Origin of the sequence: Micromonospora sp. NPDC057141, assembly GCF_042670805.1 — a bacterium.
Lineage (GTDB): Bacteria > Actinomycetota > Actinomycetes > Mycobacteriales > Micromonosporaceae > Micromonospora.
Genome location: NZ_JBHUVA010000014.1, coordinates 65,755 through 90,777, shown reverse-complemented (window position 1 = coordinate 90,777; position 25,023 = coordinate 65,755). Strand labels below are relative to the sequence as shown.

Sequence of the window (25,023 nt, the reverse complement as noted above, 5' to 3'; positions counted from 1 at the left end):
TGGCTCCGGTACGCCCGCTCCGCGCCCCGGACCGCGTCGAGGGGGTCGAGCAGCCCGAGGTTGAACGAGGAGGAGAGCGCGACACGCCCCGATTGTGGCCCGGGGCGGTGGCCATCCGGCCCGGAAGCGCGAAATCCGAGTGTCGGAGATCACTCGGAGATCACGCCGAACAGGCCGCTCGGCTCGCTGGGACCCGCGCGTCACGTCGCGTTGGTGCCCACCTGTTCCGGGGTGATGATCTGCTCGCGCATCTCGCCGAGCAGCCGGGCGCTGTCGTCCACCGAGAGCTGGGTGAAGATCCCGGTGGTGAGGCTGCCGTGGTCTACCGAGGTGCAGACCACCACGTCGGTGCCGTCGAGCGCGCCGACGGCACAGCGGGCGAACCGCCCCCGTACGTCGGTGTCGACCACCTGTGGATCGCCGAGCTGGTATCGCTGCTTGAGCCGGGTCAGCTCGTCGTCCGCGTCGCTCTCGGGGGTCAACCGGAAGCCCGTGCCGCCGAACACGGCGACGGGCTTGCCGGCCGACGAGGCGTACACGCCGGCGAAGGTGTCCTCGGCCAGCAGGTGCGCCTCGCGCGTCTCGGCTTCCAGCTGCTTCGCGGCGGCCTCGCTGCTGGCGTCCTCGCGCAGCGACAGGTCGGCGATCTGCGCAGGCAGTGCCGCCTTCGCCGGATACTGCTCCCACATCGGCTTCACCCAGTACGCGGGGCAGCCGCAGCAGCAGGCGATGCTCAGCAGCAGCACCCACGGCCAGCGCCGACGGCGCCGACGGGGGGCCTTCGGCGCGGGCGGGGGTGGGGCGGGCCGGCGCTGCTGCGGGGGCGGCGGCGCCGTCGGGCGAGCCACGGGCGGCGGCGAGACCTGTCGGGCCGGGGGCGGCGAGACCTGTCGGGGCGGTGACACCTGTCGGGCGGGTGCCGGCGGCACCGGCTGCGCCATGGGCGGCGGCACCGGCCGGGCGACCGGCGGCGGGCTGACGGGCCGGGCGGCGGGCGAGACGGGCCGGGCCGGCTGCGGCGGGGCCATCGGGTGGGACGCCGCCGGGGTGCCGCGACCGACGACGGGTGCCGAGCCGGCCGCCGGTCCCGGGTACTGCCGGGTGGGTGGCGTCGCGGGGTACGGCGTGGTCGGCGGCAGCGGCGGCAGCTCGGCGGCGTGCAGGTCCCAACTGCCGGTGTCGACGCCGGCCCACGGGTCCACCGGAACCTGGCTCTCCGGGGGCGGCAGCGGCCCGGGCCCGACCGGGGCGGGCGGGGGCGGAGGCGGAGGCGGGGTGAACTCGGCGGACTCGCCCCAGCTCCGCTTGCGCGGGGCCGGCGGCGGGACGGGCGCGGACCCGCTCCACCGGGGCGCGGGCGGCTCGGCGGCGGCGGGGTCGACGGTCGTCCGGTCCGGGCGCACATCGAGCCTCGTGGCGTCGGGGCGCGCGTCGAGTCCCGTGGCGTCGGGGCGCGCGTCGACCTTCGTCGGGTCCGGGGCGGGGGCCGGCCGGGTGGCCTCGGCGTGGTCCGGGGCGGGGGCCGGCGAGGGCGCGCCGGCCCGACCTCGAGCGGGCTGCGGCGGCGTGGGCTCGACCCGGGTGGGATCGAGGCCGGGTTGTGGCGGCGAAGCGGAACCGGCCGGCCGGGGCGGGGCCGTCGGTGCGGGTCGTGCCTCGTGGCCCCGGGCAGGATCGACCCGGGTGGGCTCCGGCCCCGCCGACGACCCGGACTCCGGCAGGTCGTCCGCGACCGGGACGGTCGCGTCGGCGGTCCCGCCGGTCGGGAGCGGGGTGGTTCCGGTCGCGTCGGGGGCGTCACCCGCCGCGACGGTGGTCGCCTCCGTCCCGTCGGCCGTCGCCGGGTCGGTCGTCGGCTCGCCTGCCGTGACCTGCTCGGCGTCGGCCGGCTCGGCGGAGCCGTGCGGGGCCGGCGCGACGGGCGATGGTACGGGGGAGGGGGCCGACTCTCCGGCGACCGCCGGATCATGGTCCCGGTCGACGGCCGGGGTGCCCCCGTCGGCCGGTCGATCTGCTCCCGGCTGCGGGTGCGGCATCGCGGCAATCTCCTCTCGCGCCGGTCCGAGGTTAGTACCGGCGTGCCACCGGCGGCGATCCACCCACGTCCGGCGTGGGCCGGGCGGGCGGCGGGCGCGGCGCGGCGGGCGACGGGTGGCCGCGTACCCTTGGGCATCATGAGCGTTCCGTCCACCACGCCGCGCCCCGCCGTGGAGCCGTCGATCTGGTCCCGTCTGGAGCCGTTGCTGCCCCAGGTGACCAAGCCCATCCAGTACGTCGGTGGCGAGCTGGGCGCGGTGGTCAAGAGCTGGGACGCGGCGGCCGTGCGCTGGGCGCTGATGTATCCCGACGCGTACGAGGTGGGCCTGCCCAACCAGGGCGTGCAGATCCTCTACGAGGTGCTCAACGAGCTGCCCGACGTGCTGGCCGAGCGGACGTATGCGGTCTGGCCCGACCTGGAGAAGCTGATGCGCGCCCACGGCGTGCCGCAGTTCACCGTCGACGCCCACCGCCCGGTGCGCGACTTCGACGTGTTCGGCGTCTCCTTCTCCACCGAGCTGGGCTACACCAACCTGCTCACCGCGATCGACCTGGCCGGCATTCCGCTGCTGGCGGCCGACCGCACCGACGCCGACCCGGTGATCGTGGCCGGCGGGCACGCCGCGTTCAACCCGGAGCCGATCGCCGACTTCGTCGACGCCGCCGTGCTCGGCGACGGCGAGGAGGCGGTCCTGGAGATCACCGCGATCGTCCGGGAGTGGAAGGCCGAGGGCTCGCCGGGCGGCCGGGACGAGCTGCTGCTGCGGCTGGCCCGCACGGAGAGCGTCTACGTGCCGCGCTTCTACGACGTGGACTACCTCCCCGACGGCCGGATCCAGCGGGTGGTGCCGAACCGGGCGGACGTGCCCTTCCGGGTGCACAAGCGCACGACGATGGACCTGGACGCCTGGCCGTACCCGAAGAAGCCCCTCGTCCCGCTCGCCGAGACCGTGCACGAGCGGTACGCGGTGGAGATCTTCCGGGGTTGCACCCGGGGCTGCCGGTTCTGCCAGGCCGGCATGATCACCCGGCCGGTGCGGGAGCGGTCCATCACGACGGTGGGGCAGATGGTGCAGCAGGGGCTGGAGTTCTCCGGCTTCCACGAGGTGGGCCTGCTGTCGCTGTCGTCGGCCGACCACTCGGAGATCGGCGACATGTGCTCGGGCCTGGCCGAGCAGTACGCCGGCACCAACGTGTCGCTGTCGCTGCCGTCGACCCGGGTGGACGCGTTCAACATCGACCTGGCCCAGGAGCTGTCCCGCAACGGCCGGCGCACCGGTCTGACCTTCGCCCCGGAGGGCGGGTCGGAGCGGATCCGCAAGGTCATCAACAAGATGGTGTCGAAGGAAGACCTGATCCGCACCGTCGTCACCGCGTACACCAACGGCTGGCGGCAGGTGAAGCTCTACTTCATGTGCGGGCTGCCCACCGAGACCGACGCCGACGTCCTCGAGATCGCGGACATGGCGCACGAGGTGATCCGGGCGGGCCGGGCCGCCACCGGCAGCAAGGACATCCGCTGCACGGTCTCGATCGGCGGTTTCGTGCCGAAGCCGCACACCCCGTTCCAGTGGGCCTCGATGGAGCGACCGGAGGTCATCGACCACCGGCTGCGGCTGCTCAAGCAGGCGATCAACGCCGACCGTTCGCTCGGCCGGGCGATCGGCTTCCGCTACCACGACGGCGAGCCGTCGCTGATCGAGGGCCTGCTCAGCCGGGGTGACCGCCGGGTCGGCGCGGTCATCCGGCGGGTGTGGGAGAACGGCGGCCGGTTCGACGGCTGGAGCGAGCACTTCTCATACCAGCGGTGGGTGGAGGCTGCCGCCGAGGTGCTGCCGGCCTTCGGCGTGGACCTGGACTGGTATACCACCCGCCAGCGCGACGAGCTGGAGGTCCTGCCCTGGGACCACCTGGACTCGGGCCTGGACAAGGACTGGCTCTGGCAGGACTGGCAGGACTCCCTGTCCGAGTACGAGCAGGACGACTGCCGGTGGACCCCGTGCTTCGACTGCGGGGTCTGCCCGTCGATGGACACCGAGATCCAGATCGGCCCCACGGGCAGGAAGCTGCTCCCGCTGACCCCGATCAACGGTGCCGGGCTGCGGATTCCCGCCCCCACCCCGCAGTGATCCCCCCGCGCGGGATGATCAACCGATCCGAGGAGCACGACGATCAGTAGGAAACCACAGCCGGAGGGCGGGCAGGCGCCGGTCGTCCAGCGCGTCCGCATCCGGTACGCCAAGCGTGGGCCGTTGCGGTTCACCTCGCACCGCGACTTCGCCCGCGCGTTCGAGCGGGCGTTGCGGCGGGCCGGGGTGCCGATCGCCTTCTCCCAGGGATTCACCCCGCACCCCAAGATCTCGTACGCCAGCGCGGCCCCGACCGGGGTGGCCAGCGAGGCCGAATACCTGGAGATCGGGCTGCGGGAGCCGGTCGACCCGGAGCAGCTCAGGGCGGCGCTGGACGCCGCGCTCTCGCCCGGCCTCGACGTGTTGGACGCGGTCGTCGCCGCCGGGGGCGGCCTGGCCGACCGGATCGAGGCGTCGCACTGGCGGATCGAGCTGCCGGAGGTGGAGCCGGCCGTGCTGGAGCGCGCCGTGGCCGCCTTCACCGCGGCCGGGGAGGTTCAGGTCGAGCGGATGACGAAGCAGGGGCGGCGCACCTTCGACGCCCGTGCGGCAGTTATGAAGATCGATGTGATCCGGTCGGCTGAGACGCCTTCCAAGGTCCCGGGCGTGTCGTGTGCGATACTCGAACTGGTCGTCCGGCAGGTCACCCCGTCCGTACGACCCGATGACGTCCTTTCCGGCCTGCGCGCGGTGGCCGACCTGGAGCCGCCGGTCTCCCCGAGGGTGATCCGGCTGGCGCAGGGCACGCTGACCGCACAGGGCGAGATCGTGGATCCGTTGGACGCGGATCGCGACGGGGCAGCCATCGTGTGAGCGTTGACCGACGGTCAGCGTTCTGGCAGGCAGACTTCGGCGGTCGCGCACCTCGCGTGTCCGGCGGAAACACTTTTGCGGCGACCCTGCGTGGCAGCGCTCACCCGCGCCCGGGGCAGCCAGAACTGGAGAACGTCCATGCTCGAGAACGAGCCCGAGGGCGGCGAACGGACCGGTTCACAGCCGGCCGGCGAGACCGCTGACCGCACCACCGACACCGGCCGCGCCGGCGGTGACACCGTCACCGGCACCGCGGACCTCACCGCCGCCGAGGGCGCGGCCCCGGCCGGTGGCCCCACCGCCGCGCAGGGGGAGGCCGTCGCCGAGGCGCCGGCCCCGCCGCCCCGCAAGCGGGCCACCCGTCGCCGGGCCGCCCCGCTGAACCAGCCGGAGCAGACCGAGGCACCGGTGGAGGCGTCCACCTCCGCCGGCTCGGCCAGCGGGGAGGCCCCCCAGGCCGAGGTCTTCGCCCCGGTCGCCGGTGAGCTGGAGGAGGCCCCGAAGACGCCGCGTCGGCGCCGGAAGGCGACCACCGCGAAGGCGGTGGAGGAGCCGATCGTCGCCGCCGCCGCGGAGGAGGCCGCTGCCGAGGTCGTACCCCCGGTCAAGGTCACCCGGACCCGCCGCCGCAAGGCCGCCGCGGCGGAGGTCCCGGCCACCGAGCCGGCCCTCGGCGCGGCGGAGGCCGCCGAGGAGGCGGGCACGCGGGCCGAGGCGCGCGGCGCGGAGACCGGGCCGGCACCGGCCGTGGCCGAGCCGGCCGCCGTCCAGCCGCCGGTGGGTGCGCCAGCCGTCCAGGCCGCCGCCGTCGTCGAGCCGGCCGCAGCCGGCCCTGCCGACCAGACCGTCGCCGACGAGCAGGTTGCCGCCATCGACCAGCCCGCCGTCGCCGGCAGGACGACCGCGGGCAGGACCGCCGGTCGTGGCCGCCGTCGTTCGAGCGGTGCCGAGAACCGCTCCGGGGAGGTGCCGCCCGGGGCGGCTGTCTCCGGCGCCGCCGAGCCGCCGGCCAGGGTCACCGAGCCCGCCGAGATCATCGCGCCCGCCGATGCCGCCAAGGTCAGCGAGCCAGCAGAGGTCGCCGAGCCGGTCGAAGCCGCCGAGGTCGCCGAGCCCGCAGAGCCGAGGACCCGCCGGCGGCGGACCGTCCTCTCCGCGCCGACCGTGCTCTTCATGGCCCCGCAGCCGGACGAGCTTCCGGTCGCCCGGGTCGTGGTGCCGGCCCCGGTCGAGGCCGAGGCGGAGCCGGTCGAGGAGCAGCCCGAGCCGTCCCGCCGGCGGCGCCGCGCCCGGCGCGAGGTCGAGCCGGTCGAGCAGATCGAGCCGCCGGAGGCCGAGGAGGAGCCCGCCGCCGAGGAGGAGGAGGCCGAGGCCGGCGAGGACGAGGAAGACGAGGAGGCCGCCGCCCGTCGGCGTCGTCGCCGGGGACGCCGGGGCCGGGGCCGGGGCAAGGGCGGCGCGGACGAGGCCGACGACGACGAGGCCGAGGAGGCCGCCCAGGCCGAGGAGCCCGAGGCCGAGGGCGACGAGGACGAGGGCGAGACCGACGAGGGCGGGGACGGGTTGACCCGTCGGCGCCGTCGTCGCCGCCGCCGGGGCACCGGGGACACCGACGGGGGCGCCGACGACGGCGTGCCGACCGTCGTCAAGATCCGTGAGCCGCGCAAGGCCGTCGACGAGGTGCAGGGCGTCTCCGGCTCGACCCGGCTGGAGGCCAAGCGGCAGCGTCGTCGGGACGGCCGGGAGCAGCGCCGGACCCGCCCGCCGATCCTGAGCGAGTCGGAGTTCCTGGCCCGCCGGGAGGCGGTCGACCGGGTGATGGCGGTCCGCCAGCGCGGTGACCGTACGCAGATCGCCGTCCTGGAGGACGGCGTGCTGGTCGAGCACTACGTCACCCGCAACTCCTCCGGCACGATGGCGGGCAACGTCTACCTCGGCAAGGTGCAGAACGTCCTGCCGAGCATGGAGGCGGCCTTCGTCGACATCGGGCGCGGACGCAACGCCGTCCTGTACGCGGGCGAGGTCAACTGGGACACCACCGGCCTGGAGGGGCGGGCCCGCTCGATCGAGCAGGCCCTGCGCTCCGGCGACTCGGTGCTGGTGCAGGTCACCAAGGACCCGATCGGGCACAAGGGTGCCCGGCTGACCAGCCACATCGCGCTCTCCGGCCGGCACCTGGTGTACGTCCCGAACGGCAACGCCTCCGGCATCAGCCGCAAGCTGCCGGACAACGAGCGCAAGCGGCTGCGTGACGCGCTCAAGAAGCTGGTCCCGGACGGCGCGGGCGTGATCGTCCGCACCGCCGCCGAGGGGGCGAGCGAGGACGAGCTGGCCCGCGACGTCAAGCGCCTCCAGGCCCAGTGGGAGGACATTCAGGCCAAGGCTGCCGCCGGCGGCGCCCCGGTGCTGCTCTACGAGGAGCCGGACCTGGTCATCCGGGTCGTGCGGGACCTGTTCAACGAGGACTTCCGCGAGCTCGTGATCGAGGGCGACGAGTCGTACGGGATGGTCGAGTCGTATCTCTCGCACGTCTCGCCCGACCTGGTCGACCGGGTACGCCGGCACGTCGGCACGACCGACGTGTTCGCCGCGTACCGGATCGACGAGCAGATCCTCAAGGGCCTGGACCGGAAGGTCTTCCTGCCCTCCGGCGGCTCGTTGGTGATCGACCGTACCGAGGCGATGACCGTCATCGACGTCAACACCGGCAAGTACACCGGCTCCGGCGGAAACCTGGAGGAGACGGTCACCCGGAACAACCTGGAGTCGGCCGAGGAGATCGTCCGCCAGCTCCGGTTGCGCGACATCGGCGGCATCGTCGTGATCGACTTCATCGACATGGTGCTGGAGTCGAACCGTGAGCTGGTGCTGCGTCGGCTCACCGAGTGCCTCGGCCGGGACCGCACGAAGCACCAGGTCACCGAGATCACCTCGCTCGGCCTGGTGCAGATGACCCGCAAGCGGATCGGCGCGGGGCTGCTGGAGGCGTTCAGCGAGCCCTGCGAGTGCTGCAAGGGCCGGGGCCTGGTCATCCACACCGAGCCGGTGCCGGAGAAGCCGCGCTCGGGCGGCGGCGCGGTGGAGAAGGTCAAGGCGGTCGCCTCGGCCGCCCCGGCCACCCCCACCCCCACCCCCGCCCCCGCCCCCGCCGCCGCCGCCGAGCCGACCGGCGGGGCATCGTCGCGGCGGCGGGCGCGCAAGAGCGCGGCACCGGAGCGCACAGTCGTCGAGGTGGTCGAGGCGCCGGCCGATGTCGAGACCGACTACCACGACACGATGGGCTACGACCTGTCCCGGTACGAGGCGGACACCGCTGCCGCGCCCGCCGTGGCGGACAGCCAGCAGGGCGAGTCCGCCCGGCTGGCGGGGGCCGACGACCCGGACGCGCTCGGCGACGACGAGGGCGACACCGACGGCGGCGAGGCCGGCACCGGCCGGCGGCGGTCCCGCCGGGGCGGCGCCCGGCGGCGTACCCGCCCGTGACCGGCTGCCGGCTGACCGGCCCGGCGGTCGGCGCGGCCCCGGTGCCCGGAGCTGCCGGCTGACCGGCGACGCGTTTCGCAGGACCCCTGCCCGGGTGACAGCACCGGGGCGGGGGTCCTGCCGCGTGCCGGGCCCCGGTTAGGATCGGCCACCCCCGGTCAGGAGAAGAAGAATGCGTCGTCTGCTCGCCCTCACCGTCGCCGCGGCCGTTCTGTCCGCCGCGGCGGCCTGCTCCGCCGAGCGCTCCGGCTCCGACCCCGTCGGCGGGCCGGGTGGCTCCCCGCCGGCCGCGGCCGGCGGGACCACCCCGGGCGGCGGGGGTGCGGCCCCGGGCACGCCGGGCGGAGCGCCCGCCGCGGGCGGCGCGGCCGGGGGGAACGCCCCGGAGGTCTGCGCCGCCGCCCAGCAGGCCAGCAGTGCGGCGGTCCGCACGTACGTGGCGGAGCTGGGCAAGATGATCGGGGCGGTCGGCGCGAGCGACAGCGCGACGGCGGAGGCCGCCCGCAAGCGGGCCGAGGCGGCGCTGACCGGCTGGCGCACGGCGCTGCGGGAGCAGTCGGTCCAGGCCACCGACCCCCAGCTGCGTACGCTCCTGGCCGATCTCGCCACCGAGGTCGGGATGCTCGGCACCGACGTGGACGCGATCGACGAGGAGGAGCTGGACGAGCTCCAGCAGCGCCTCGACCAGCTCTGTGCCCGCTGACCAGCTCTGTGCCCGCTGGCCGGGTCGCGCACCCCGGTTTGGGTGTCGTCCCGCCGATGGCGTACGCTATCTTGCGGCGCACTTTGGTGTGCCGAGTTCCCGCGTGCCCGCGCCGCCGCGCTTCTGCTACCCGGCGAGCCGCCGAGGGAACGACCGCCAGCAGCCTCAACGACAGGGAGTCCGCCTCCGATGTACGCGATCGTCAAGACCGGCGGCAAGCAGTACAAGGTCGCCGAGGGCGACGTGATCGAGGTCGAGAAGCTCGCCGGTGCCCCCGGCGACGCGGTGAAGCTCACCGCGGTGCTCCTCGTCGACGGTGACGACCTGGTGACCGACGCGGCAAAGCTTGCCGAGGTCGCGGTGTCCGGCGAGATCGCCGCACACACCAAGGGCCCGAAGATCAAGATTCACAAGTTCAAGAACAAGACCGGCTACCACAAGCGCCAGGGTCACCGCCAGCCGCTGACCCAGGTCAAGGTGACCGGCATCTCCAGCGGGAAGTAGGTCGTCCTCAGATGGCTCACAAAAAGGGTGCGTCCAGCTCGCGCAACGGCCGTGACTCCGCGGCCCAGCGACTCGGCGTGAAGCGCTTCGGTGGTCAGGTCGTCAGCGCGGGTGAGATCCTCATCCGGCAGCGTGGCACCAAGTTCCACCCCGGTGACCTGGTCGGCCGTGGCGGCGACGACACGCTCTTCGCGCTGGCCGCCGGCTCGGTCCAGTTCGGCACCAAGCGCGGTCGCAAGACCGTCAGCATCGTGCCGCAGCAGTAGTTTCGGCGCGTCGCGGGCCGCGGACCGGTTGGTCCCGGCCCGCTTCGCTTTTCTCGTACGCGCGGGGCGTCCACCCGCTGTAGGGCTTGTCCGCGCGGGACGTATCCCGCTGGAAGGATTGACGACGTGACGATGTTCGTGGACCGGGTCGTCCTGCACCTGCAGGCCGGCGACGGCGGGCACGGCTGTGTCTCGATCCACCGGGAGAAGTTCAAGCCGTTCGGCGGCCCGGACGGCGGCAACGGCGGGCACGGCGGCAGCGTGACCCTGGTCGTCGACCCGCAGGTGCACACGCTGCTCGACTTCCACTTCCACCCGCACGTCAAGGGCGAGAACGGCAAGGGCGGCGCGGGCTCGAACCGGGACGGCGCGAACGGGCGCGGCCTGGTGCTCAAGGTGCCCAACGGCACCGTCGTGCAGACCCCCGGTGGCGAGGTGCTGGCCGACATGGTCGGCGCCGGCACCACGTTCGAGGTGGCCCGGGGCGGCCGGGGCGGCCGGGGCAACGCCTCGCTGGCCAACGCCCGGCGGAAGGCCCCCGGCTTCGCCGAGCTGGGCGAGCCCGGTGAGCAGCTCGACGTGGTGCTGGAGCTCAAGAGCGTCGCCGACGTGGGCCTGGTCGGCTTCCCGTCGGCCGGCAAGTCGTCGCTGATCTCGGTCATCTCCGCCGCCAAGCCGAAGATTGCCGACTACCCGTTCACCACCCTCGTGCCGAACCTGGGCGTGGTCCGGGTCGACAACCACACCTTCACCGTCGCCGATGTGCCTGGCCTCATCCCGGGCGCGGCCACCGGCAAGGGCCTCGGGCTGGAGTTCCTCCGGCACGTCGAGCGCTGTGCGGTGCTGGTGCACGTGATCGACACCGCGACGCTGGAGCCGGGCCGGGACCCGCTGGCCGACATCGACGCCATCGAGTCGGAGCTGAGCCAGTACGGCGGGCTGACCGACCGGCCCCGCCTCGTCGCCCTCAACAAGATCGACGTGCCGGACGGCCGGGATCTCGCCGAGATCGTCCGCTCCGACCTGGAGGCCCGTGGCCTGCAGGTGTTCGAGGTCTCCGCGGCGACCCGCGAGGGTCTCAAGGAGCTGATGTTCGCCTTGGCGGAGCTGGTCGAGAAGGCCCGCGCCGCCGCCCCGCCGGCCGAGCCGACCCGCATCGTCATCCGCCCGAGGGCGGTCGACGACACCGGCTTCACCATCGAGGCCGAGCCGGACGGCTCGTTCACCGTCCGGGGCGACCGGCCGGAGCGCTGGGTGCGGCAGACCAACTTCGACAACGACGAGGCCGTGGGCTACCTGGCCGACCGGCTGGCCCGCCTCGGCGTCGAGGACAAGCTGGCCAAGGCCGGGGCCAAGCCCGGCGACCTGGTGCGGATCGGCGAGCGCGAGTTCGACTGGCAGCCCGCCCTCTACGCGGGCGTCGACTTCGTCCCCGGCAACCGGGGCACCGACGTGCGGCTGGAGGAGAAGTCGACCCGCGCCTCGGCCGCCGAGCGGCTCGCCGCGCGCAAGGCCCGCCGGGTGCGGTCCGCCGACGAGCTGGGGGCCGACGTCACCGACGACGAGTCGGCCGCGGACGCCGACCTCGACGACGACGAGGAGTAGGCCGGCCGGCGACCTCGGCGAGGGGCCCGCCCGGCGGCGGGTGGGCCGCCGCTGCGACCACGACCGCTCGCGGGGCCTCCGCCGCCGGGTCGCCCGCCGGAAACCTGCCGGAAAACCTCCGCGCATAGCTTGGCGGGATGCTGATCGAATCGCGGCCCACGACCGACCCGGAGATCGCCACCCTGGTCGTGGCGCAGCAGCGTGAGCTGCGCGAGGCCGACGGCGGGCTGGACGGGCAGGCGACCCTCACCCACGACGACATCCGCTACCTCGCGGTCGTCGACGCCGGCCGGGCCGTCGCGTGCGGCGGCATCCAGGAACTCGACCCGCGCACCGGCGAGCTGAAGCGGATGTACGTCCGGCCCGCGCACCGGGGGCGGGGCATCGCCCGGCAGTTGCTGGCCGCCCTGGAGGAGCTGGCCTTCCAGCAGGGGTACGCCGAGCTGCGGCTGGAGACCGGCAGCTACCTGCCGGTGGCCATCGGCCTCTACACCTCCTGCGGGTACGCCCCCATTCCGGTGTACGGGGAGTACGTCGACAACCCGTACAGCCGCTGCTTCGCCAAGCGCCTCCCCGTGGCCGTCTGACGGGCCGGGCGCACCGGCCGGTGGGCGGCCGGTCAGGGGCGGTCGATCGGGTCGTCCAGCCGGCCGCCCGTGCCCACCCGGTTGGACAGCAGCAGGCCAAGGGCGAGCATGCCGAGGCCGACCAGCAGGTGCAGGAAGTCGTCCGCGCCGTTGAGCGGGATGAAGTTGGCCGCGCCCTGCTCGTTGCCGGCGAACTTGACGAACAGCCCGTAGAGGCAGAGCCCGAGGTAGAGCGCGCCGCCGCCGGCCAGGAAGAGCCGGGCCCCGGCGACGCTGCGGGCCAGGGCCAGCCCGGCCAGTCCGAAGACCAGGTGCAGGGCGTTGTGCAGGACCGAGACCTGGAACAGCCCCAGCAGCTCGGCGCCCGAGTGGTGCCCGGCGAAGGTCAGGTCGTCGTACCCGGTGGTGATCCCGGGGATGAAGCCGAGCACGCCGAGCAGCAGAAAGAGCGCGGCCACCGCGACGGCGGCCACCTGCACCCGGGCCCGTGGGCCCTGCCGGTCACGCGCCATCGATGTCACCTCCGTGGATCAGCAGACCGCACCGATCCTCCATTGTGTGTGCGCGGCGACACGTCCCGCAGAGAAACCGGGAATCAGGTGTGGGCGGCCGGAGCGAGGGTGGGTCAAGAGACGCCGGCGGGATGAACGCCGATCAGGCCCTCCAGGCGGGTCCGGAGGTCGCGCACGCGGGCGGCGCGGTCGCGCAGACCGCCAGGGACCAGGGCCGGGAGGTCGTCGGTGCCGCCGTGCTCGGCGTGCTCGCCGGCCGGCTGGCCAAGGGCCTCTCCGCGGCGTCCGACGGCACCGGCGGCGGCCCGACCGCAGCGTACGGCCCGGAGCGCACCGCCGTCGTCCGGACCCCGCCGGCCCAGCGCGCAGTGCCGGACCAGATCCCTCGGGCGGCCACCTCGACCCGACCCCCGACTCCGGCTACCCCGGCCGGGACACGGGCCCACCCGGCGGGGGCACGACCACCGGGTACGCCGACCCGGCGGACGGCAACGGCGGTCACGCCGTCAGGGACGACACCCGATCGGCCGCGCACGAGGTGAAGGACCACGCCCGTCAGCCCCGCGAACAGGTGCGCTACTGATCGGTGGACGCGTGTCAGGAAGGGCCCCTGTGCAACAGAATGCGTTAACCGGGGGCCCTTCCTTGCACGCCGGTCAGGCGGCGCGTCGCACGTCGGCGACGACGAAGCCGCTCGGCGGCAGGGCGGGCATCCGCCGCAGGTCGATCGCGAGGTCCTGCGGCGGGACCTCGTAGCGCATGGTCGTGGTCAGGTTGGTGACCGCCCGCTTCAGCAGCTCGATGGTGATCCACTCGCCGGCGCAGCGGTGCCCGGTGAGGTGCTCGCCGCCGCCCTGCGGCACCAGCGCGTACGGGTCGCCGCGCCAGCCGGCGAAGCGCTCCGGGCGGAACCGCTCCGGCTCGGGCCAGAGCGCCTCGTGGTGGTTGGTGCCGTACAGGTCGAGCAGCACCCGTCGCCCCTGCGGGAAGTGGTGTCCCTGCCAGTCGAAGGAGCGCCGTACCCGAGCGGCGGCGACCGGGAAGAACGGGTAGTAGCGGCGCACCTCCTGCACGAAGCACTCGGTGGCGTCGTCGTCGCCGCGCACCTGGCCGCGCCACTGCGGGTGGTCGTGCAGGGCGAGGGCGGCGAAGACCACGAAGCGGTCCACGGCGACGGTGGGGCGCAGCACGTTGAGCAGCTCCACGGCGGCGATCCGGCGGCGCAGCAGCCGCCCCCGGTCGTCCCGATGCTCGGCGATCGCCCGCAGCGCGCTGCCCGGCGGGGCCGGCAGGATGCCCGCCCGGGCACGTTCGACGACCTCCCCGAGCCACTGTTGCGCGCGGCAGCGGCCGACCAGCCCCCGCCAGTGCCGGGGGCCGAGCGCGGTGGCCCCCTCGATCATCGCTTGCATCCCGGCGGTGCGCCGGGTCACCTCGGTGTCGGCCAGCGGCACGCCGGCCCAGGCGCAGACCGCCCGGGTGAGCAGCGGGGACACCTCGTCGTGCAGCACCACCCGGCCGGCGCGTTCCCAGGCCGGCACGCGGGCGCGCCATTCGTCGTCGAAGAGTTGGCCGAGCTGCCGGACCGCCGACGGCGTCATGATCGACATGAACATGGCCTTGCGGTCGTGGTGCACCGGCCCGTCGAGGCCCTGCACCCCGCCCACGCCGGTGAGGGTCCGCTGCATCCGCTTCGGCGCCGCGCCTGCCCGGACGAAGCGCTCGGGGTCGTAGAAGAGCTCCGCCGCCGATCGGCCGCGCAGGCAGATGGTCGGCTCCAGCAGCAGCCGGGCCTGGAAGATGTCCGTGCCGAGCCGGTCGCAGCGGTCACCGATGAATCGGTAGCCCTCCCGCAGCAGGGCCAGCGTGCTGTCCGGGCTGCGGTCGGCCGGGGTGCTGGCCATCGGACCCTCCTGATGCTCCCCGCCCGGCGGCACCGCGCGGTGGGGTTCGTCTACCCATCTCGCGGCGGCCGAATCACGCTGGCGCGCCGAACCCGGGCGCCGTCGGCCGCCTGCCGGGCGGCGGCGGGCTGCGCGGCCCGCGCGGCGACCGCCGGCTGGCCCCTCCCAGGGCGGCGGGAACCTGGTTGGCTGGGTGCACGGGCCGGCGGCCGGTCGGTCCGGGGGCGCCCCACCACCGGTGGCCGGGGCGTCCGGGCAGTCACGACGGGGAGGACACATGCGGGAGAACGCGTCGCGATACTGGCGGCAGCGGCGGGCGGTCGACGCGCTGGGCGCGGGCCGGCCCGGCATCGGGGGGCCGGATCGGCCGTTGCTCGCCCGGCCCCGCCGGGAGCAGCGGCCGCCGCGCTGGTTCACCGTGCATCTCGGCTTCGCCGCCGCCGGGCCCGACCTGGCCCGCGAGCTGGCCGTGGCGTACGCCGAAGGGCTGAGCGCCCTGCGCCCCGAGCTGGCCCTCGGGGCCGCCGCGTTCTCCCCGGCCGACGCCTGGCACCGGGCCGAGCGGCTGTTCTGCGGGGCGGTCGGCCCCGACGGCGAGCGCTGCGCCGACGTGGCCGGTCACCCCGGCTTCCACCATGCGCCGGGCCCCGGCGGCCTGGGCTGGGGCGACGGCGACTGACGGGCGGTTCGGTGCCGAGCCGTGATCGTCTGCCGTTCGCGGAGACGCACATCCGCATGTCGTCTCCGGTGCCGGCAGACGATCACGGCCCGGCGAGCCGCCGGTTCAGTCCAGGTCGAACTCGCCGTCCTGGGCGCCGGCGACGAACGCGTCCCACTCGGCCTGGGTGAAGACGAGCACCGGGCCGTCCGGCTCGGCGGAGTTGCGCATGCCGATCAGGTCGTCGACGAAGGCCACCTCGACCGCGCCTTCCGAGGTGTCGCCCTCGGCCCGCTGCCAGACCGCCCGGGACAGGTCGAAGTCGCCCTTGGGGTGCTGACCCATTGTTGCTTCCTCCATCGCATGCCGTGACGGGAAACGAGTGTGGTTCCCCATCGGGCAGGATAAGCGGATGCCGAGCCTGAGCCGTGTAGAGGCGACCGCGCGTGGCGCGTTGATTACCGTCGAGTCCTACCACGTGGACCTCGACCTGACCGCAGGCGACGAGCGGTTCCGCTCGCACGCCACGATCCGTTTCCGGGCGACCCCCGGGGCGGAGACCTTCGTCGAGGTGCTGCCCGCGAAGCTGCTGGGGGCGCGCCTGAACGGGCGACCCCTCGACCCGGCCACGCTCGCCGGCAACCGGCTGCCGCTGACCGGCCTCGCCGAGGCCAACACGCTGGTCGTCGAGGCCGAGATGGCCTACTCGAACACCGGAGAGGGGCTGCACCGGTTCGTCGACCCCGCAGACGACGAGACGTACCTCTACGCCATGTCCTTTTTGGACAATGCGCAGCGCATCTTCGCCGCCTTCGACCAGCCCGACCTGAAGGCTCCGGTCCGGCTCGCCGTCACCGCCCCGCCGCAGTGGACGGTCGCCGCCAACGGCGCGCTGGCCGCCACGCCCCGGCCGGGGCGCTGGGAGTTCGCCCCGACGGCCCCGCTGGCCCCCTATTTCGTCACGCTGATCGCCGGGCCGTGGCACGTGCGTCGCGCCGAGCACGACGGCATCCCGCTGGGCGTCTGGTGCCGGCGTTCCCTCGCCGCCCACCTGGACGCCGACGTCGAGGAGATCCTCACCGTCACCCGGCAGTGCCTGGACCGGTTCCACGAGCTGTTCGCCGAGCGCTACCCGTTCGGCAAGTACGACCAGGCGTTCGTGCCGGAGTTCAACGCCGGCGCGATGGAGAACCCGGGCCTGGTCACCTTCCGCGACGACCTCGTCTTCCGGTCGGCGGTCACCGACACCCAGCGCGAGCTGCGGGCCACCACCATCGCCCATGAGATGGCTCACATGTGGTTCGGCGACCTGGTCACCATGCGCTGGTGGGACGACCTGTGGCTCAACGAGTCGTTCGCCGAGTACCTCGGCACCCGGGTCACCGCCGAGGCGACCCGGTTCGACCGGGCGTGGACGACGTTCGCCCTGCGCCGCAAGGGCTGGGGGTACGCCGCCGACCAGCGCCCGTCCACCCACCCCGTCGCGCCCGAGGAGGTCGCCGACGCGGCCCTGGCGCTGCTCAACTTCGACGGCATCTCGTACGCCAAGGGCGCCAGCGTCCTGCGTCAGCTCGTCGCCTGGCTCGGCGACGACGCGTTCCTGGCCGGGCTGAACGCCCACTTCGCGGCGCACCGGTTCGGCAACGCCACCCTCGCCGACCTGCTCGGCGCACTCTCCGCCGCGGCCGGGCGGGACCTGTCGGGCTGGGCGGAGCGCTGGCTGCGCCGGGCCCAGGTGAACACCCTGCGGGTCGACGTGACGCTCGACGCCGACGGCCGGTACGCGGAGGCGGCGATCGTGCAGACCGCCCCGGCGGGCCACCCGGTGCTGCGCCCGCACCGCGTCGGCGTCGCCCGGTACGCCGCCGACGGCACGGTCACCCGCGACGAGGTCGACCTCGACCCGGACGCCGACGACGGCCGGACCGTCCTCGCCGGACTGCGCGGGCAGCCGCCCGCCCGGCTGCTGCTGCCCAACGCCGGTGACCTCACCTTCGCCAAGATCCGCCTCGATCCCGCCTCCGTCGACGCGGTGCCGCTGGTGCTGCCGGCCCTGGCCGACCCGCTGGCCCGGGCCCTGCTGTGGGGCGAGGGGCTGGACGCGGCCACCGACGGCGAGCGGCCCGTCGTCGCCCTCGTGGAGCTGGTGGCCGCAGCGCTCCCCGGCGAGACCGAGGTGATCATCGTGGAGGACGTGCTGCGCGCCGTCCGGCCGCTGGTCGACCGGTACCTCGACCCCCTCGCCCGGGACGCGGCGCTGCTCCGGCTCGCCGGGGCCTGCCAGCGGCTGCTCGCCGCCGCCGAGCCGGGCGGGTCGCGGCAGCTCGCCGCCGCCCGGGCTCTGATCGGCGCCAGCACCGACGCCGGCCTGCTCGCCGGCTGGCTGGCCGGCGAGGGCGTCCCCGCCGGGCTGGCCGTGGACACCGAGCTGCGCTGGTCGCTGCTCGGCCGGCTGGTGGTGCTCGGCGCGGCCGGGGAGGCCGAGATCGCCACCGAGGCGGCGGCCGACCCGAGCGCCACGGGCGCCGAGCGGGCCGCCCGGTGCCGGGCCGCGCTGCCCGACCCGGGCGCGAAGGCGGCGGCGTGGGAGATCGTGGTGCGCAACACCGAGCTGTCCAACCGGCTGGTCGAGGCCGCCGCGCAGGGGTTCTGGCAGCCCGAGCAGGCCGAGCTGACCCGGCCGTACGTCGAGCGGTACTTCGCCGACATGCCGGCGGCGGCGCGGAGACGTACCCCCTGGGTAGCCGACCAGGTGGCGGCCGACGCCTACCCCCGCTACGCCGTGGCGCAGCGCACCCGGGAGCTGGCCGCGGCGCTGCTGGCCCGCGACGACGTCACGCCCGGCCTGCGCCGCGTGGTCACCGACGCAGACGACGACCTGCGCCGCGCACTGGTGGCCCGCACCGCCGTGGCCGCCGCCTCGGCCTGATCCGCCCCGTTTCCGGCACCTCCCCGGCCCGGGTCGCGTCCGCGACCAGGGTCGGGGCCGGCACCGGTCGGGGCCCGCATACGATCTCCGGGTGCGGGAAGACATCCGGCGGGTCGGGATCATGGGCGGCACGTTCGACCCGATCCACCACGGTCACCTGGTCGCGGCCAGCGAGGTGGCCGACCGGTTCGGGCTGGACGAGGTCGTCTTCGTGCCGACCGGGCAGCCGTGGCAGAAGACGGACCAGCCGGTCACCCCGGCCGAGGACCGCTACCTGATGACGGTGATCGCCACCGCGTCCAACCCGCGGTTCCAGGTCAGCCGGGTCGACATCGACCGGGGCGGGCCGACCTACACCGTCGACACGCTGCGCGACCTGCACGCCGAGTACGGGCCGAAGGTGCAGCTGTACTTCATCACCGGGGCGGACGCGCTGGAGCGGATCCTGTCCTGGAAGGATCTCGGCGAGATCTTCGCGCTGGCCCACTTCATCGGCGTCACCCGCCCCGGGTTCGAGCTGACCGACGAGCACGTGCCCGCCGACACGGTGAGCCTGGTGCAGGTGCCCGCGATGGCCATCTCGTCGACGGACTGCCGCGCCCGGGTGGCCCGGGGCGAACCGGTGTGGTACCTGGTGCCCGACGGTGTGGTGCAGTACATCGCGAAACGGCGGCTCTATCAGCGGTAATCGCGCCGGATACAGGGTGTTTCGTCCCGGAAACCGGCCAGAACCGACAGGTCGTCACGTCGCCGGGTGTGAGACGCTTGGAGGGTCGCACGGTTGATCGAAGGAGAACGGTGACAGTTTCCGAACGCGCTCACGAGCTGGCGATGGCCGCCGCCCAGGCCGCGGCCGACAAGAAGGCGCAGGACATCGTCATCATCGACGTGGGTGACCAGCTCGCCATCACCGACGCGTTCCTGCTCGCCGCCGCCCCCAACGAGCGTCAGGTGCTGGCCATCGTCGACGCCATCGAGGAGCGGCTGCTGGAGCTGCCGGAGAAGGCCAAGCCGGTCCGGCGCGAGGGCGAGCGGGGCGGGCGCTGGGTGCTGCTCGACTACGTCGACATGGTGGTCCACGTCCAGCACACCGAGGAGCGCGAGTTCTACGCCCTCGACCGGCTCTGGAAGGACTGCCCGCAGATCCCGTTCGTCGACCGGGACCTGGTCGAGGCCGACGCCACCGCCGGCACCGCACCGGCCGAATGACCCGACTGATCGTCTGGCGGCACGGCAACACCGACTGGAACGCCGCGAGCCGGGTACAGGGCCAGACCGACGTACCGCTGAACGACCTCGGCCGCGAGCAGGCCGCCGCCGCCGCGCCGCTGCTCGCGGCGCTGCGCCCCGACGCGATCGTGGCCAGCGACCTGCGCCGTGCCGCTGACACCGCCGCGGCCCTCGCCGCGCTCACCGGCCTGCCGGTGCGCGCCGACGCCCGGCTGCGCGAGCGGCACTTCGGGCGGTGGCAGGGGCTGGAGCTCACCGAGGCGGCGCGGCGCCACCCCGACGAGCACGCCCGCTGGCGGGCCGGGGACCCCGACCCGGGTGCCGACATCGAGAGCCTCGACGATCTCGGCAAACGGGTCGGTGCCGCCCTGCAGGACGCGGCCGACGCCGCGCCCGGCGGGACGATCGTGGTCGCCACCCACGGCGGCGCGGCCCGGCAGGGCTGCGGACACCTGCTCGGCTGGGATCATGCGGTGCTGCGGGCGATCGGTTCCCTGCGCAACTGCCACTGGACCGAGCTGCGCGACAGCGGCGTGCGGGGCTGGCATCTGCGCGCGCACAACGTCGGCGTGCTGGGCGCACCGGCGGCGGCCGAGGCGGTCTGAGCCGGCGGCGTCCGGGGCAGTCGGGCCAGGTGGCCCCGGCGGTTCGAGCCCGCATCGGCTACGGTGCCGGAATGCCCGTCGCGGTCGTCACCGACTCCACCGCCTACCTTCCGCCCGAGCTGGTGCGTCAGCGCCGGCTCACCGTCGTCCCGCTGACCGTGGTGCTCAACGGCGCGGAGGGGCTGGAGGGCGTCGAGACGTTCCCCGACGACGCCACCCGGGCACTCAGCGGCCGGCGGGTCTCGGTCAGCACCTCCCGGCCGTCGCCGGAGCAGTTCGCGCGGACGTACCGTGAGCTGCTCGACGCCGGTGCCGACGCGGTGGTCTCGGTGCACCTGTCGGCCGAGCTGTCCGGCACCGTCGAGGCCGCCCGGCTGGCCGCCGCCGAGGTCGGCGGCGACCGGGTCGCGGTCGTCGACAGCCGCTCCACCGGCATGGGCCTCGGCTTCCCGGCGCTCGCCGCCGCCGAGGCCGCCGCCGGGGGCGCCGACCTTCCGGGGGTACGCCGCGCGGCGGCCGACGCGATCGACCGCACCACGATCTACTTCTACGTCGACACGCTGGAGTTCCTGCGCCGGGGCGGCCGGATCGGCGCGGCCGAGGCCCTGCTCGGCACCGCCCTGTCGGTGAAGCCGATCATGCACATGCCGGACGGGGCGATCGTGCTCAAGGACAAGGTGCGCACCGCCAGCCGGGGCGTGGCCCGCCTGGTCGACCTCGCCGTCGAGGCGGCCGGCGACAGCGACGTCGACCTCGCCGTGCACCACCTCGCCGCCCCGCACCGCGCCGAACAGCTCCTCGCCGCGCTCACCGACCGGCTCGGCGGCCGGGTCCGCTCGGCGTACGTCACGGAGGCCGGCGCGGTGGTCGCGGCGCACGCCGGCCCGGGGCTGGCCTGCGTCGTCGTGCACCGCCGCCCCGGCCCGGCCGAGGCGGGTCCCGGCACGGGCCGGGCCGGCGTGGGTTCGGCTGGTGAGCCGGAGGCCCGCTGATGGGCGGCTCCTTCGTGCTGACCGGCGGGGGCCAGGGGATCGGCCGGGCGATCGTCGAGCGGCTGCTCGCCCCCGGCGACACGGTGGTGGCGCTGGAACGCGACCCGGCGACGACGGAGTGGGCCCGGGCGCACCCCGCCGGGTAACGGGTGCGCGCCGTGGCCGGCGACGCCGGCGACGAGGTCGGCGCCGCGACGGCCGACCGCCGGTTCCGGGCCGCTGGCCGGGCCGGGGCGGCGCCCGGTGGACCGAGCTGTTGCCCCCTGAGGGCTCAGGAGGCGGGCCTTGGACGTTGTGGCCTCGCCGTAGCACACGGTGGGCATGATCAGGCGGTTGTCCACAGGGGTCCTCCTTGTCCACAGTCGGCGATCGGCGGGTCCCGGAAGGTCCGCGTCCCGGCCTAACCTCGCGCCGTGTCAGACGACGAGGAGACGGTCGTACGGCGGCGGCTGCGATGGTTGGCGGACGGCCCGCCGTCGGCTGGGACCCCGGTACGCCCAGCCGTGCCGGCTGCGCCGGTCGTGCCACCGGCGGTCGAGCGGCCCGAGGCGGCCGGATCGCCGCTGGGGCCGGGGCCGATGGGCGGGCGGGCCGTCGTGGTGCCGCCTGAGGACCGGTGGCCGCTCGCCGGTGAGCCGGTGGTCGAACGGCCGGTGCCCTGGCCGGGGGAGCGGCACCCCGGCTCGGGGCGACGGGTCGCCCGCGCGTCGTCTCCCGTCCCCGGTCTGCTCCCGGGCGACGGCCCGGCACGTGCTGCGCTGATCGGGGGCGACGATCCGGGGCGGGCTGCGCTGCTCGCGGGCGACGATCCGGCGCGTACCGGCGAGCCGATGCCCGGCCCCGACGGCGATCCGGGGTCCGGGTCGTGGCCGTCGCGGCTGCCGGGGCCCGGCGCGTTCGATCCCGGCCGGCGGGGAGTGCGGGCGCTGGCGGCAGTCGCCGTCGCGGTGGTGCTCGCCGCCGGCTTCTGGGCGTGGCGCTCCCGCCCGCAGGCCGAACCGGTCCGGGCCGAGCCGTCCGCCGCCGCCGGCCACGGGGTGACACCGGAGGCCGGAGCGCCGGCCGCCGGCCCGAGCCCGGGCAGCGAGTTGGTGGTGGCGGTCGCCGGCAAAGTGCGCCGCCCCGGGCTGGTCCGGGTGCCGGCGGGCGCGCGGGTCGGCGACGCGGTGCAGGCGGCCGGCGGCGCGCTGCCCGGCGTCGACGTGGCGTTGCTCAACCCGGCCCGCAAGGTCGTCGACGGCGAGCTGATCCTGGTCGGCGTCACCGCCCCGCCGGGCCAGCCCGGTGCCGCCCCGGCCGTCCCCGGGCAGCCTGCCGGCGGGGGTCCGGCGGCCCCCGCCGGGCCGATCAACCTGAACACGGCCACCCTCGCCCAGCTCGACACGCTGCCCGGGGTGGGGCCGGTGCTGGCCCAGCGCATCCTCGACCACCGCGACCGCACCGGCGGGTTCCGTTCGGTGGGCGACCTGCGCCAGGTGGAGGGCATCGGCGACTCCCGGTACGAGCAGCTCAAGGAACTGGTGACGGTGTGAGTGGGAGCGCGGGGTCGCCCGACGGGCCCGTCGACCGGATCGCCGGTGCGGTGGACGGGCCTGACCTGCGGCTGGCCGGGCTGGCCGTGGCCGCCTGGTTGGCCGCGCTGGCGAGCCTGCATCTGAGCGCCCGGTCGGCGGCGTTGCTCGCCGCCGGGGCGGCCGGGCTGGCCGCACTCGTCGCGGCGCACCTGCTCGGCCGGTTGGGGCGCCCGGCGGACTCCGTCCGGCGGCACGGGTGGATCGCCGTGGCCGTGCTGCTCGGCGTGGTGTGCGGGGCGACGGCGACAGCCGCCCGGCTCGGCGTCCGGGACGCCCCCGCCGTCCGAGCGCTCGTCGACGAACGGGCCATGGTCAGTGCCGACCTGGTCGTACGGGACGACCCGCGCCCGATCCGGGGCGTCGCGGGTCGGCCCGCGACCCTACTGGTACGGGCCGAGCTGGTCGCCCTGACCGGGCCCGACGGTGCGCGCGTCGCCGCACCGCTGCGGGTCCTGCTGCTCGCCACCGACCCGGCGTGGCGGGCACTGCTGCCCGGGCAGCGGCTCACCGCCGAGGGGCGACTCGGCGCGCCGCGCGGCGGCGATCTGACCGCCGCGGTGCTCACGGTGCGCGGCCCGCCGACGCCGAACGGGCCGCCGCCGTGGTCGCAGCGGGCCGCCGGCACCCTCCGGGCCGGCCTGCAACGCGCCTGCGAGCCGCTGCCCGACGAGCAGGGCGGGCTGCTGCCCGGCCTCGTGGTCGGCGACACCAGCCGACTGCTCCCGACCGTGGAGGAGGATTTCCGAACGACGGGAATGACCCATTTGAACGCTGTTTCGGGGAGCAACGTGGCGATTGTCGTCGGTGCGGTGCTGCTGCTGGCCCGGTGGGCCAGGGCCGGTCCCCGGCTGGCCGCCGGGCTCTGCGTACTGGCCCTGGTCGGGTTCGTCATCCTGGTCCGCCCCTCGCCGAGCGTGGTGCGCGCCGCCACCATGGGCGCGATCGGCCTCGCTGCGCTGGCCGCCGGCCGGCCCCGGGCGGCCCTGCCGGCGCTGGCCGCGGCGGTGGCCGCGCTGGTGCTGTTCGACCCGGACCTGGCCGGCGACCCGGGGTTCGCCCTGTCCGTGCTGGCCACGGCCGGGCTACTGCTGCTCGCCCCCGGGTGGCGCGACGGGCTGCGCCGGAGGGGCGTGCCGCCCGGGTTCGCGGAGGCCTTGGCCGTGCCGGCCGCCGCGCAGCTCGCCTGCGGTCCGGTGGTCGCCGGGATCTCCGGCACGGTGAGCCTGGTGGCGGTCCCGGCGAACCTGCTGGCCGTCCCGGCGATCGCGCCCGCCACGGTGCTCGGCGTGGCGGCGGCGGTGCTCTCCCCGGCCTGGCCCCCAGGTGCGGAGTTCGCGGCGTGGCTGGCGAGCTGGCCGGCCTGGTGGCTGGTCACGGTCGCCCGCTACGGTGCCCGGCTGCCTGCCGGCACGCTGCCCTGGCCGGACGGGGCGCCCGGCGCGCTGCTGCTGGCCGGGCTGACAGTGGCGCTGCTGATCGCCACCCGGCGGCCGGTGGTGCGCCGGTTGGTGGCGGTGGTCGCCGTCGCGGTGGTCGCCGGCACCCTGCCGGTCCGCCTCGTCGCCGGCGGCTGGCCGCCGGAGGGCTGGGTGGCGGTGGCGTGCGCGGTGGGCCAGGGGGACGCGCTGGTGCTGCCGGTGGCCGCCGGCCGGGCGGTGGTGGTCGATGCCGGACCGGACCCGGCGGCGGTGGACGGCTGCCTGCGGCGGCTCGGCGTACGCGAGGTGCCGCTGCTGCTGTTCAGCCACTTCCACGTCGACCACACCGGTGGGGTCGCCGGGGTGTTCCGAGGGCGCCGGGTCGCGGCGGTACGCACCCCGCAGTGGCCCGAGCCCGCCGCCGGGCGGGACCTGGTGCGGGCCGCCGCTGCGGCGGGCGGGGCGGCGGTGGCTCCGGCCGCGGCCGGGTGGGCGTACCGGGACGGCGGGGTGGAGCTGGTCGTGCTCGGGCCGCCGTACCCGCTGCGGGGCACCCGGTCCGACCCGAACAACAATTCGCTGGTGCTGCGCGCCACGGTTGCCGGGGTGCGGATCCTGCTCGCCGGGGACGCCGAGACGGAGGAACAGCGGGCGCTGCTCGACCGCATGCCGCCCGACGGCGTACGGGCCGACGTGCTGAAGGTCGCCCACCACGGGTCGGCCTACCAGGAGCCGGCGTTCCTGGACGCCGTCCGGCCGAGCGTGGCGCTGGTGCCGGTCGGGGTCGACAACTCGTACGGGCACCCGAACGAGGCCGTGCTCGCCAGGCTGGTGCGGGGCGGGGCCCGGGTGCTGCGCACGGACACCGACGGGGACGTGGCGGTGGTGCGTGGTGGCGACGACGGCATGGCCGTGGTGGTCAGAGGCGTGCCGCCCGGACGACGCCCGGGATGACCCGTAGGTATTGGTGGCATTGGTGATGGAGAGCGTTGAATGTCTAGATTTGCGTTGAGTGCGGGCTCTGCGTCACGGGGCTCGACGAGCAGGCACGCGTGGCGGAGCGGACGTGCGAAC

At 75.3% G+C, this 25,023-nt stretch carries 22 protein-coding genes; 18 read left to right on the top strand and 4 right to left on the bottom strand.

Features of this window, described 5'->3' with window-relative positions; all coding sequences use genetic code 11:
- Positions 1-200 precede the first annotated feature (200 nt).
- A complete protein-coding gene (locus ACFT41_RS11505) occupies positions 201-2,036 on the bottom strand; it encodes a hypothetical protein (RefSeq protein WP_377589679.1) in 1,836 nt (611 codons plus the stop codon).
- 138 nt (positions 2,037-2,174) lie between these two features.
- Here ACFT41_RS11505 and ACFT41_RS11500 point away from each other — a divergent pair, with 138 nt between their 5' ends.
- The 8 genes from ACFT41_RS11500 (at position 2,175) to ACFT41_RS11465 (ending at position 12,127) form a co-directional block, all read left to right on the top strand.
- A complete protein-coding gene (locus ACFT41_RS11500) occupies positions 2,175-4,166 on the top strand; it encodes a TIGR03960 family B12-binding radical SAM protein (protein WP_377589677.1) in 1,992 nt (663 codons plus the stop codon).
- A 99-nt stretch (positions 4,167-4,265) separates the two neighbouring features.
- On the top strand, positions 4,266-4,979 hold the full coding sequence (locus ACFT41_RS11495) for a TIGR03936 family radical SAM-associated protein (protein ID WP_377589685.1): 714 nt from the start codon (positions 4,266-4,268) through the stop codon (positions 4,977-4,979).
- Between the two features lie 138 nt (positions 4,980-5,117).
- Positions 5,118-8,462 (top strand): ribonuclease E/G, encoded by a 3,345-nt coding sequence (locus ACFT41_RS11490; RefSeq protein ID WP_377613806.1) that lies wholly within the window; start codon positions 5,118-5,120, stop codon positions 8,460-8,462.
- Between the two features lie 172 nt (positions 8,463-8,634).
- Positions 8,635-9,165 (top strand): hypothetical protein, encoded by a 531-nt coding sequence (locus tag ACFT41_RS11485; RefSeq protein ID WP_377613805.1) that lies wholly within the window; start codon positions 8,635-8,637, stop codon positions 9,163-9,165.
- A 189-nt stretch (positions 9,166-9,354) separates the two neighbouring features.
- Entirely contained in the window at positions 9,355-9,669 is a 315-nt protein-coding gene (gene rplU, locus ACFT41_RS11480) for a 50S ribosomal protein L21 (RefSeq protein ID WP_007072512.1), read from the top strand.
- Between the two features lie 11 nt (positions 9,670-9,680).
- Positions 9,681-9,935 (top strand): 50S ribosomal protein L27, encoded by a 255-nt coding sequence (gene rpmA / locus ACFT41_RS11475; protein WP_013288010.1) that lies wholly within the window; start codon positions 9,681-9,683, stop codon positions 9,933-9,935.
- Between the two features lie 126 nt (positions 9,936-10,061).
- Positions 10,062-11,540, top strand: a complete 1,479-nt coding sequence (gene obgE / locus ACFT41_RS11470) for a GTPase ObgE (protein WP_377589503.1) — start codon at positions 10,062-10,064, stop codon at positions 11,538-11,540.
- Positions 11,541-11,677: 137 nt separating this feature from the next.
- Positions 11,678-12,127, top strand: a complete 450-nt coding sequence (locus tag ACFT41_RS11465) for a GNAT family N-acetyltransferase (protein ID WP_377589502.1) — start codon at positions 11,678-11,680, stop codon at positions 12,125-12,127.
- Between the two features lie 32 nt (positions 12,128-12,159).
- On the opposite strand, the gene ACFT41_RS11460 is transcribed toward ACFT41_RS11465, so the two are convergent.
- Complete coding sequence (locus ACFT41_RS11460; RefSeq protein ID WP_377589501.1) at positions 12,160-12,639, bottom strand: DUF4383 domain-containing protein; 480 nt, start codon at positions 12,637-12,639, stop codon at positions 12,160-12,162.
- 131 nt (positions 12,640-12,770) lie between these two features.
- Here ACFT41_RS11460 and ACFT41_RS11455 point away from each other — a divergent pair, with 131 nt between their 5' ends.
- A complete protein-coding gene (locus ACFT41_RS11455) occupies positions 12,771-13,181 on the top strand; it encodes a hypothetical protein (protein WP_377589500.1) in 411 nt (136 codons plus the stop codon).
- Between the two features lie 114 nt (positions 13,182-13,295).
- Here ACFT41_RS11455 and ACFT41_RS11450 read toward each other — a convergent pair whose 3' ends face one another.
- Complete coding sequence (locus ACFT41_RS11450) at positions 13,296-14,543, bottom strand: cytochrome P450 (protein ID WP_377589499.1); 1,248 nt, start codon at positions 14,541-14,543, stop codon at positions 13,296-13,298.
- A gap of 277 nt (positions 14,544-14,820) precedes the next feature.
- Here ACFT41_RS11450 and ACFT41_RS11445 point away from each other — a divergent pair, with 277 nt between their 5' ends.
- Positions 14,821-15,222, top strand: coding sequence for a hypothetical protein (locus tag ACFT41_RS11445; protein ID WP_377589498.1), 402 nt, complete (start codon positions 14,821-14,823; stop codon positions 15,220-15,222).
- A gap of 105 nt (positions 15,223-15,327) precedes the next feature.
- Here the strand turns inward: ACFT41_RS11445 and ACFT41_RS11440 are convergent, their stop codons facing one another.
- Positions 15,328-15,546: a DUF397 domain-containing protein gene (locus tag ACFT41_RS11440; RefSeq protein WP_013287999.1), complete on the bottom strand. Its 219-nt coding sequence runs from the start codon at positions 15,544-15,546 to the stop codon at positions 15,328-15,330.
- Positions 15,547-15,613: 67 nt separating this feature from the next.
- Between ACFT41_RS11440 and pepN the strand changes: the two genes are divergently transcribed.
- The 8 genes from pepN to ACFT41_RS11400 all read left to right on the top strand — a co-directional run bounded on the left by pepN (position 15,614) and on the right by ACFT41_RS11400 (position 24,903).
- Complete coding sequence (gene pepN, locus ACFT41_RS11435; RefSeq protein WP_377589497.1) at positions 15,614-18,130, top strand: aminopeptidase N; 2,517 nt, start codon at positions 15,614-15,616, stop codon at positions 18,128-18,130.
- A gap of 91 nt (positions 18,131-18,221) precedes the next feature.
- Positions 18,222-18,818, top strand: coding sequence for a nicotinate-nucleotide adenylyltransferase (gene nadD / locus ACFT41_RS11430; RefSeq protein WP_377589496.1), 597 nt, complete (start codon positions 18,222-18,224; stop codon positions 18,816-18,818).
- Between the two features lie 110 nt (positions 18,819-18,928).
- The gene (gene rsfS, locus ACFT41_RS11425; RefSeq protein ID WP_377589495.1) at positions 18,929-19,339 is read left to right on the top strand and encodes a ribosome silencing factor; all 411 of its coding nucleotides are present in this window, start codon (positions 18,929-18,931) and stop codon (positions 19,337-19,339) included.
- Positions 19,336-19,965 (top strand): histidine phosphatase family protein, encoded by a 630-nt coding sequence (locus tag ACFT41_RS11420; protein ID WP_377589494.1) that lies wholly within the window; start codon positions 19,336-19,338, stop codon positions 19,963-19,965. Before rsfS ends, ACFT41_RS11420 begins: the two co-directional genes overlap by 4 nt.
- 71 nt (positions 19,966-20,036) lie before the next feature.
- Positions 20,037-20,957: a DegV family protein gene (locus ACFT41_RS11415; RefSeq protein ID WP_377589493.1), complete on the top strand. Its 921-nt coding sequence runs from the start codon at positions 20,037-20,039 to the stop codon at positions 20,955-20,957.
- Positions 20,957-21,103, top strand: a complete 147-nt coding sequence (locus ACFT41_RS11410; RefSeq protein WP_377589492.1) for an SDR family NAD(P)-dependent oxidoreductase — start codon at positions 20,957-20,959, stop codon at positions 21,101-21,103. Before ACFT41_RS11415 ends, ACFT41_RS11410 begins: the two co-directional genes overlap by 1 nt.
- 492 nt (positions 21,104-21,595) lie before the next feature.
- Entirely contained in the window at positions 21,596-22,489 is an 894-nt protein-coding gene (locus ACFT41_RS11405) for a helix-hairpin-helix domain-containing protein (RefSeq protein ID WP_377589505.1), read from the top strand.
- Complete coding sequence (locus ACFT41_RS11400; RefSeq protein ID WP_377613804.1) at positions 22,486-24,903, top strand: ComEC/Rec2 family competence protein; 2,418 nt, start codon at positions 22,486-22,488, stop codon at positions 24,901-24,903. Before ACFT41_RS11405 ends, ACFT41_RS11400 begins: the two co-directional genes overlap by 4 nt.
- Positions 24,904-25,023 lie beyond the last annotated feature (120 nt).

Bases quoted from the DNA above. Each gene is read 5' to 3' on its own strand.
- ACFT41_RS11505 (WP_377589679.1), bottom strand. From the start codon at position 2,036: ATGCCGCACCCGCAGCCGGGAGCAGATCGACCGGCCGACGGGGGCACC.
- ACFT41_RS11500 (WP_377589677.1), top strand. From the start codon at position 2,175: ATGAGCGTTCCGTCCACCACGCCGCGCCCCGCCGTGGAGCCGTCGATC.
- ACFT41_RS11490 (WP_377613806.1), top strand. From the start codon at position 5,118: ATGCTCGAGAACGAGCCCGAGGGCGGCGAACGGACCGGTTCACAGCCG.
- ACFT41_RS11485 (WP_377613805.1), top strand. From the start codon at position 8,635: ATGCGTCGTCTGCTCGCCCTCACCGTCGCCGCGGCCGTTCTGTCCGCC.
- rplU (WP_007072512.1), top strand. From the start codon at position 9,355: ATGTACGCGATCGTCAAGACCGGCGGCAAGCAGTACAAGGTCGCCGAG.
- rpmA (WP_013288010.1), top strand. From the start codon at position 9,681: ATGGCTCACAAAAAGGGTGCGTCCAGCTCGCGCAACGGCCGTGACTCC.
- ACFT41_RS11465 (WP_377589502.1), top strand. From the start codon at position 11,678: ATGCTGATCGAATCGCGGCCCACGACCGACCCGGAGATCGCCACCCTG.
- ACFT41_RS11460 (WP_377589501.1), bottom strand. From the start codon at position 12,639: ATGGCGCGTGACCGGCAGGGCCCACGGGCCCGGGTGCAGGTGGCCGCC.
- ACFT41_RS11455 (WP_377589500.1), top strand. From the start codon at position 12,771: ATGAACGCCGATCAGGCCCTCCAGGCGGGTCCGGAGGTCGCGCACGCG.
- ACFT41_RS11450 (WP_377589499.1), bottom strand. From the start codon at position 14,543: ATGGCCAGCACCCCGGCCGACCGCAGCCCGGACAGCACGCTGGCCCTG.
- ACFT41_RS11445 (WP_377589498.1), top strand. From the start codon at position 14,821: ATGCGGGAGAACGCGTCGCGATACTGGCGGCAGCGGCGGGCGGTCGAC.
- ACFT41_RS11440 (WP_013287999.1), bottom strand. From the start codon at position 15,546: ATGGGTCAGCACCCCAAGGGCGACTTCGACCTGTCCCGGGCGGTCTGG.
- pepN (WP_377589497.1), top strand. From the start codon at position 15,614: ATGCCGAGCCTGAGCCGTGTAGAGGCGACCGCGCGTGGCGCGTTGATT.
- ACFT41_RS11420 (WP_377589494.1), top strand. From the start codon at position 19,336: ATGACCCGACTGATCGTCTGGCGGCACGGCAACACCGACTGGAACGCC.
- ACFT41_RS11415 (WP_377589493.1), top strand. From the start codon at position 20,037: ATGCCCGTCGCGGTCGTCACCGACTCCACCGCCTACCTTCCGCCCGAG.
- ACFT41_RS11410 (WP_377589492.1), top strand. From the start codon at position 20,957: ATGGGCGGCTCCTTCGTGCTGACCGGCGGGGGCCAGGGGATCGGCCGG.